Below are 6,602 nucleotides of genomic sequence, written 5' to 3'. Positions count from 1 at the left end.
CTCCCACCCGTCCCGCCCGCCCGCGACGCCGGTCACCGGCCTGGTCACCGCTCCTGCCCGACGCCCGCGGGCGGCCCTTCCTGCGGGCCGAGGACCGGCTCGAACGCCCTACCCCCGCCCCGCCGACCGCCCCCGCCGTCCGTCAGCGCCCGCCACACCGCCTCAGGAGGCCGCGGAAGCACCCGCTCGAAGCGGAGCACCGGCCGGGCGCCTTCCAGGTGCAGCGTCGCGTTGTCCATCGGCGTCCTCTCGTCCACATCCCGTACGAGCCGGCAGGGCCATGGTTCCCGCCATCGGTCCAGGCTCCAACACCTCCCGCACCGCAGCCCTGAAGGACGTGCACACCGACGGCGATCAGCTGCCGTCAATCCCCCGATTGGGTCCGTTAACCCCCACTCACCCCCCGCTCAGCCGCATCACCTCCTCCGCCAGCTCCCTGGGGCGGCTAAGGAGCGGGAGATGGCCGCCGTCCATCTCCTCCGGCTCGATGCCCAGCCGCTTCCGCACCAGATCGCGGAGCCACTCGGCGGGCAGGAACCGGTCGTCACGGCACAGCAGGAACGAGGTCGGCACCCGCGGCCAGTGGGCGAGCGGCCACGGGTGCCCGAACGGGCCGCCCGACTGCGTGCGCTCCCGGGACGCCGCCTCGGCCGCCAGCTCCGGGGGCACGTCGTGGTAGAAGAGCACGTTCTCGTCCGGCGGGCCGCCGTACAGGCGCTCCCGCTCGGCCATCAGCGCGCTGTGGCCGGTGTTCTCCCACCAGTCGCCCGGTGACTCGCCGGGCGCCGGCGGCATCGCCGCCACCAGTACCATCCGCTCCACCGGTATCCGCCCGCACACCAGCGGTGCGGTGAACCCGCCCAGCGAATGGGCGACGAGGACGACGCCCGGACGGTCGCCCACGGCCCGGACCACCGTGTCGGCGTACTCCGCCAGGCCCGCCGACGGGTCGTCGTTCGGCAGGTCCACAGCGACCACGTCGTGGCCGTGGCGCCGCAGCTCCGCCTCCACCCGGTGCCAGTGCCAGGGGGCGCCCCCGGCCCCCGGGATCAGTACGTAACTCTTCCGGTCCGTCATACCCCTCAACCCCCTCCGGCGCGACGGCCCGGACCGCCACCGACAGCTCTCCGGGCCCACCTCCGCATCATGCCGCAGGGGTCTGACAACGGCCTTGGATCAAGGCGTGACCTGGATCTTCCGTCCCTGCCCCGCCTTGAAGCGGTCCATCGCCTCCGCGTAGCGGTCCAGCGGCAGCCGGTCGCTGATGAAGACCTCCGGGTCCAGGACGCCCGCGGCGAACAGCTCCGCGGCCCGCTCGTAGCTGTGCAGCACGGCCATCGAGCCGGTGATGGTGATCTCCTGGTTGTAGATCCGGTACGGCTCGATCGTGGCGCGCGCCGCGTAGTCGGAGACGCCGAACTGGAGGAACGTACCGCCCTTGCCGACGCGGCCCAGCCCGTCCTGGATGGCGCGCTCGTTGCCGGTCGCGTCGATGACCACCTCCCAGCCGCGCGGCCGGTCCAGCTCGTCGGCGGACGCCGCCGCGTTGCTACAGCCCAACTGCCGTGCGGCAGCCAAGCGTTGCGGGTTGACGTCGAGCACGTCGACGCTCGCCGCGCCGGTGCGCTTGGCCAGCTCCAGCATCATCAGCCCCATCGTCCCGGAGCCGTAGATCAGCACATGGGTGCCGAGCTGCTGGGAGCGCAGGATGTCGTAGCCCCGCACGGCGCAGGACAGCGGCTCGATGAGGGCCGCGTCCTCGGTCCGTACGTGCTCGGGCAGCCGCACGCAGTTCGCGGCGGGCGCCACGGCGAACTCCGCGGCGCCGCCCGCCGTCGTCACGCCGATGGCGGCCCACCGCTCGCACAGGTTGTTGCGCCCGATGCGGCAGTAGTGGCACTCGTGGCAGTACAGGGACGGATCGACGGCGACCCGGTCGCCCTCGGCCAGCCCGGTGACCTCGGCGCCGGTGGCGACGACCGTCCCGGCGAACTCGTGGCCGGGCACGACGGGCAGTGTCGGCGCGAACTCGCCCTGGAGGATGTGCAGGTCGGTGCCGCACAGCCCGCAGCCCGCCACGTCCACGACGACCTCGCGGGGCCCGGGCGCCGGATCGTCGACGGTGGTGACCTCGACACGGCCCGGGGCGCTGATCACTGCGGCCTTCATTTCACGGCTCCTAGGGAAAGGCCCTGGACGAGCTTGTCCTGGGCGGCGAACCCGGCGGCGAGCACCGGGAGGGAGATGACGGTGGCGGCGGCGCACACCTTGGCCAGGAACAGGCCCTGGCTGGTCACGAACCCGGTCAGGAAGACCGGGGAGGTACCGGCGACGATGCCGGTGAGCACCCGGGCGAACAGCAGCTCGTTCCAGCTGAAGATGAAGGAGATCAGCGCGGTGGCCGCGATGCCGGGCAGGGCGACCGGCGCGACGATGCGCACCAGCGTCGTCGGCAGCCCGGCGCCGTCGATGGACGCCGCCTCCAGGATCTCCACCGGCACCTCGGCCAGGAAGGAGCGCATCATCCACACCGCGATCGGCAGGTTCATCGAGGTGTAGAGGATGACGAGCAGCCAGATGTTGTCCAGCATGCGCGTGTTCTGGGCGATGAGGTAGACCGGCAGCAGTCCCGCCACCAGCGGCAGCATCTTGGTGGACAGGAAGAAGAAGAGCACATCGCTCCACTTGCGCACCGGCTTGATGGACAGCGCGTACGCCGCCGGTACGGCCAGCGCCAGCACCAGCAGCGTGGACGCCACCGAGGCCGTCAGCGAGTTGATCAGCGGCGGCCAGGGGCTGACGCCGGTGCCCGCGCCGAAGAACTCGCGGTAGCCGTGCAGCGTCAGTCCGGCGCCGACGCTCGGCGGGTTGGTGGCCGCGTCCGCCTCGCTGTGGAAGGAGGTGAGCACCATCCACGCCACCGGCAGGAAGAAGGCGATGCCGCAGAGCCAGGCGGCCAGGCCCAGCAGGCTCCCGGTGCGCCGGCGACGCCGTTCGGCGGGGGCGGCGGCCCGTACCGTGGTTGCGCTCATCGGGTGACCTCCTCACGGAGCAGGGACGAGACGGTACGCAGCGCGAAGGCCGCCACCAGCAGGGAGCAGACCACGACCACGACGCCCTGCGCGGAGGCCCGTCCGTAGTCGTGCGCCTGGTAGAAGGTCTGGTAGATGGTGTACGGGAGGTTGCCGGTGCCCAGGCCGCCCGAGGTGATCGTGAACACCGCGTCGAAGTTCTGCACCACGTAGATCGTGCCGAGCAGCGCGGCCAGTTCCAGATAGCGGCGCAGGTGGGGGAGGGTGAGGTAGCGGAACACGTCCCAGGCGGACGCGCCGTCCATCCGTGCCGCCTCGACCGCGTCGGCGGGCCGGCTCTGCAGCCCGGCCAGCAGGATCAACATCATGAACGGCGTCCACTGCCAGATCAGCGCCACCTCGACCGACGCCAGCGGGGCGGCGGTCATCCAGTCGGGCTGCGGCGGATCCGCACTGCCGAACAGCTTCCATATCCAGGTCAGCGATCCGTTGATCAGCCCGTACGAGGCGTTGTACAGCGCGTGCTTCCACAGCAGCGCGGCGGCGACCGGCACGACCAGGAACGGGGTGATCAGCATCGTACGGACGATGCCGCGACCCTTGAACCTCCGGTCCAGCAGCAGGGCGAGGCCCAGCCCCAGCACCAGGCTGACCAGCACGACGGTCACGGTCAGCAGGACCGTCGTCCAGATCGCGGAGCGCATCGCGGGGTCGGTGAAGACGGCCTTGTAGTTGTCGAACGCCGCGAAGCCCCGGTTCTCGGGGGCCAGCGCGTTCCACCGGACGAAGGAGATGACCACGGTCGCCACGAAGGGCAGCTGGGTCACCACGATCAGGAAGACCAGGGCGGGCAGCAGCGGTGCGCGGCGTGCCCAGGCGGCCGCGCGGCCGACCGTACGGGGGCCGCCGCGCGGCCGGACGGCGGTGGTGCCGGATTCCCGCGCCCCGTCCAGACCGTCCCGCTCGCCCCGCATCTCAACGCTTCGCGTAGGCACGGGCCACCTCCTCCGCCAGCCGCTGGCTCTTGCCGAGGGCCTCGGGCACGCTCTGCCGTCCGGCGATCGCCGAACTGACCTCGTGCGAGACCTTGGTGCCCAGATCGGAGAACTCGGGGATGCCGACGAACTGGATGCCGGGCGCGGGCCGCGGCTGCACCCCGGGGTCGTCGGGGCGCGCCGAGGTGATCGCGTTCTTCGTCGCCGCGGCGAACGCCCCGGACTGCCGCAGGTAGTCGGGGTCGCGGTAGGTGGAGGCGCGTTTCCCGGCCGGTACCTTCGACCAGCCCAGCCGCTCGCCCACCAGCCGCTCGTAGCCCTTGCCGGACGCCCAGGAGATGAACTTCCAGGCGGCGTCCTGGTGGGTGCTCGCCTTCTGCACGCCCCACGCCCAGGTGTAGAGCCAGCCCGAACTCGCGGTCCGCTCGACCGGCGCGGGCACGTAGCCGACCTTGCCGGCGACCTTGGAGTCGGCGCTCTCCAGCGAGCCGGCGCCGGCGGTCGCGTCGTACCACATGGCGACCTTGCCCTGCTGCATGTCGTTCAGGCACTCGGTGTACCCGGCCTGCGGGGCGCCCGCCTCCCCGTGCGCGCGCAGCAGATCGACGTAGAAGCGGGTGGCGGCGGTGAACTCCGGGCTGTCGACCCGGGCCTGCCAGTCCTTGGTGAACCACGTGCCGCCGAAGGTGTTCACCACCGAGGTCAGCGGCGCCGCGAGCTGTCCCCAGCCGGGCTGGCCGCGCAGGCAGATGCCCTTCATGCCGGGCCGGGCGCCGTCGAGCTTCGCCGCGAGCGCCGCCACCTGGCGCCAGGTGGGGTTCGCGGGCATCATCAGCCCCGCCTCCCGCAGCACGTCCTTGCGGTACATCAGGAACGACGACTCCCCGTAGAACGGCTGGGCATAGACCTTCCCGTCGGCCGCGGTCAGCGACTTGCGCACGGGGGCGAGCAGATCCGCCTGGTCGAAGGCGGTGTCCCGCGCGGCGCGTTCGCCGAGCGGGCTCAGCCAGCCGTTGCGGGCGTAGATCGGGGTCTCGTAGTTGCTGAGGCTGGCCACGTCGTACTGGCCGGCCTGGCTGGAGAAGTCCTGGCTCATCTTGTCGCGCAGGTCGTCCTCGGGCAGCACGGTGTAGTTGACCTTGATGCCGGTCTGCCGCGTGAAGTGCTCGGCGGTCAGCCGTTGCAGGTCCATCATCTGCGGGTTGTTCACCATCAGGACGTTGATGGTGTCCCGCCCCTCGTTGCCGAGGTTGCCGGCGCCGCGGTAGCAGCCGCCGAGGGTCAGCGCGACGGCGACGGCGGCCGCCGCGAGCCCGAGCGGGCCGCGGCGCCTGGGACGTACGGCGGACCGCTCGCCGCGAACGGTCCGTCCGGGGGATCGTGCTCGCACGGCTCAACACCTCTCTGCTGGGAAACTCACCGGCCGGGGCGACCCGCCGGGCGCGGTCGCGGGCACGGCGGACCGCGGGCCCGCACGCCGGCTCTCGTGCGGCCCGGTCCTGCGGGTGGTCCCGCCGTGGTGGGGTCACGCCCGTCCGGGCGTGGATTCGACTCGGGTACGCGTCCTCGTCAGGCCCGGAGCACCTGCGGCCCCAGCAGCGTGTACCGGTGGGCCTCCGAAGCGGACAGGCCGGTGTCCGTGACGATCGTGTCCATCTCGCGTACGGCGGCGAACCGGCAGAAGCTGCTCGCGCCGAACTTGCTGTGCACCCCGATCAGCACCCGCCGCCGCGACGAGCGCACCGCCTGCGCCTTGACCTCGGCGACGGTCGGGTCGGGGGTGGTCAGGCCGTGCTCCCGGGAGATCCCGTTGGCCCCGAGGAACGCCAGGTCGATGACGAAGCCGGCGAGCATGTCCCGGGCCCAGGACCCCACCGCGGCCTGGGTGCCGGAGCGCACCCGCCCGCCGAGCAGCAGCACGGTGACCGCGTCGGACGCGGAGACCAGCGACGCGGTGCGCAGCGAGGAGGTCACCACGGTCAGCTGCCGGTCCGTAGGCAGCAGCATCGCCACCAGTTCCGGGGTGTAGCCCTCGTCGACGAACACCGTCTCGGCCTCGCCGACGAGCTGGACGGCCGCCGCCGCGATCCGCCGCTTCTCCGCCACGTGCTGGGTCTCGCGCCGGGCCAGCGTCGTCTCGAAACCGGCGCTCTCCACCGGGTACGCGGCCCCGTGCGTACGCCGGACCAGGCCGCGCCGCTCCAGTTCGCTCAGGTCGCGCCGTACGGTCTCGCGCGCCACCCCGAACTCACCGGCCACGTCCGTGACGTCCACCCGGCCGGCCTGGCGGGCCAGCACGAGGATGCGGTGCTGGCGTTCCTCGGCTCTCACGGCGCACTCCTGCTCGGTTCCCTCGGTTCCACGGCGTTCCGTTCGGTCATCGTCCTGCCCGTTTCCGCCCGGCACCAGGTTTATAGCAAGCGGCCGGGCGCGTTCCGATGCCCGTAGCGGCAGAAAACCCGCCCGTTTCCGCCCGCTCGTGGCGCCGTGCTTCCGGGCCGGGGCGCGGCGGCCCGGCCCGTTCGCCTCCCCGGCGGGCCCGTTCACCGGTACGCGGGCCCCGGGCCCGGTGGCC

The 6,602-nt window shown here is 72.3% G+C and carries 7 protein-coding genes; all 7 read right to left on the bottom strand.

All coding sequences use genetic code 11. The annotated features are described in order from the left end of the window. Nucleotides 1-44: 44 nt before the first annotated feature. The 7 genes from IH45_RS0112390 to IH45_RS0112360 all read right to left on the bottom strand — a co-directional run bounded on the left by IH45_RS0112390 (nucleotide 45) and on the right by IH45_RS0112360 (nucleotide 6,358). Nucleotides 45-239 carry an SRPBCC family protein gene (locus IH45_RS0112390; RefSeq protein WP_158813059.1) on the bottom strand — a complete coding sequence of 65 codons (195 nt, stop codon included), beginning with the start codon at nucleotides 237-239 and terminating at the stop codon, nucleotides 45-47. Nucleotides 240-396: 157 nt separating this feature from the next. Beyond that, nucleotides 397-1,077, bottom strand: a complete 681-nt coding sequence (locus IH45_RS0112385; RefSeq protein WP_030666025.1) for an alpha/beta hydrolase — start codon at nucleotides 1,075-1,077, stop codon at nucleotides 397-399. A gap of 99 nt (nucleotides 1,078-1,176) precedes the next feature. Further along, complete coding sequence (locus IH45_RS0112380) at nucleotides 1,177-2,169, bottom strand: zinc-dependent alcohol dehydrogenase family protein (protein ID WP_030666021.1); 993 nt, start codon at nucleotides 2,167-2,169, stop codon at nucleotides 1,177-1,179. Continuing rightward, complete coding sequence (locus tag IH45_RS0112375; RefSeq protein ID WP_030666018.1) at nucleotides 2,166-3,032, bottom strand: carbohydrate ABC transporter permease; 867 nt, start codon at nucleotides 3,030-3,032, stop codon at nucleotides 2,166-2,168. Before IH45_RS0112375 ends, IH45_RS0112380 begins: the two co-directional genes overlap by 4 nt. Further along, the gene (locus IH45_RS0112370) at nucleotides 3,029-4,006 is read right to left on the bottom strand and encodes a carbohydrate ABC transporter permease (protein WP_078897489.1); all 978 of its coding nucleotides are present in this window, start codon (nucleotides 4,004-4,006) and stop codon (nucleotides 3,029-3,031) included. Before IH45_RS0112370 ends, IH45_RS0112375 begins: the two co-directional genes overlap by 4 nt. 1 nt (nucleotide 4,007) lies before the next feature. Next, a complete protein-coding gene (locus tag IH45_RS0112365; RefSeq protein ID WP_050514776.1) occupies nucleotides 4,008-5,417 on the bottom strand; it encodes an ABC transporter substrate-binding protein in 1,410 nt (469 codons plus the stop codon). A 179-nt stretch (nucleotides 5,418-5,596) separates the two neighbouring features. Continuing rightward, on the bottom strand, nucleotides 5,597-6,358 hold the full coding sequence (locus IH45_RS0112360) for a DeoR/GlpR family DNA-binding transcription regulator (RefSeq protein ID WP_030666009.1): 762 nt from the start codon (nucleotides 6,356-6,358) through the stop codon (nucleotides 5,597-5,599). Nucleotides 6,359-6,602: the final 244 nt, after the last annotated feature.

The organism is Streptomyces rimosus subsp. rimosus (assembly GCF_000720725.1).
GTDB lineage: Bacteria > Actinomycetota > Actinomycetes > Streptomycetales > Streptomycetaceae > Streptomyces > Streptomyces rimosus_A.
Note: the sequence above shows the minus strand (reverse complement) of the source record. Positions and strands in the feature narration are given on the sequence as shown.

Bases quoted from the DNA above. Each gene is read 5' to 3' on its own strand.
- IH45_RS0112370 (WP_078897489.1), bottom strand. From the start codon at position 4,006: ATGCGGGGCGAGCGGGACGGTCTGGACGGGGCGCGGGAATCCGGCACC.
- IH45_RS0112390 (WP_158813059.1), bottom strand. From the start codon at position 239: ATGGACAACGCGACGCTGCACCTGGAAGGCGCCCGGCCGGTGCTCCGC.
- IH45_RS0112380 (WP_030666021.1), bottom strand. From the start codon at position 2,169: ATGAAGGCCGCAGTGATCAGCGCCCCGGGCCGTGTCGAGGTCACCACC.
- IH45_RS0112385 (WP_030666025.1), bottom strand. From the start codon at position 1,077: ATGACGGACCGGAAGAGTTACGTACTGATCCCGGGGGCCGGGGGCGCC.
- IH45_RS0112375 (WP_030666018.1), bottom strand. From the start codon at position 3,032: ATGAGCGCAACCACGGTACGGGCCGCCGCCCCCGCCGAACGGCGTCGC.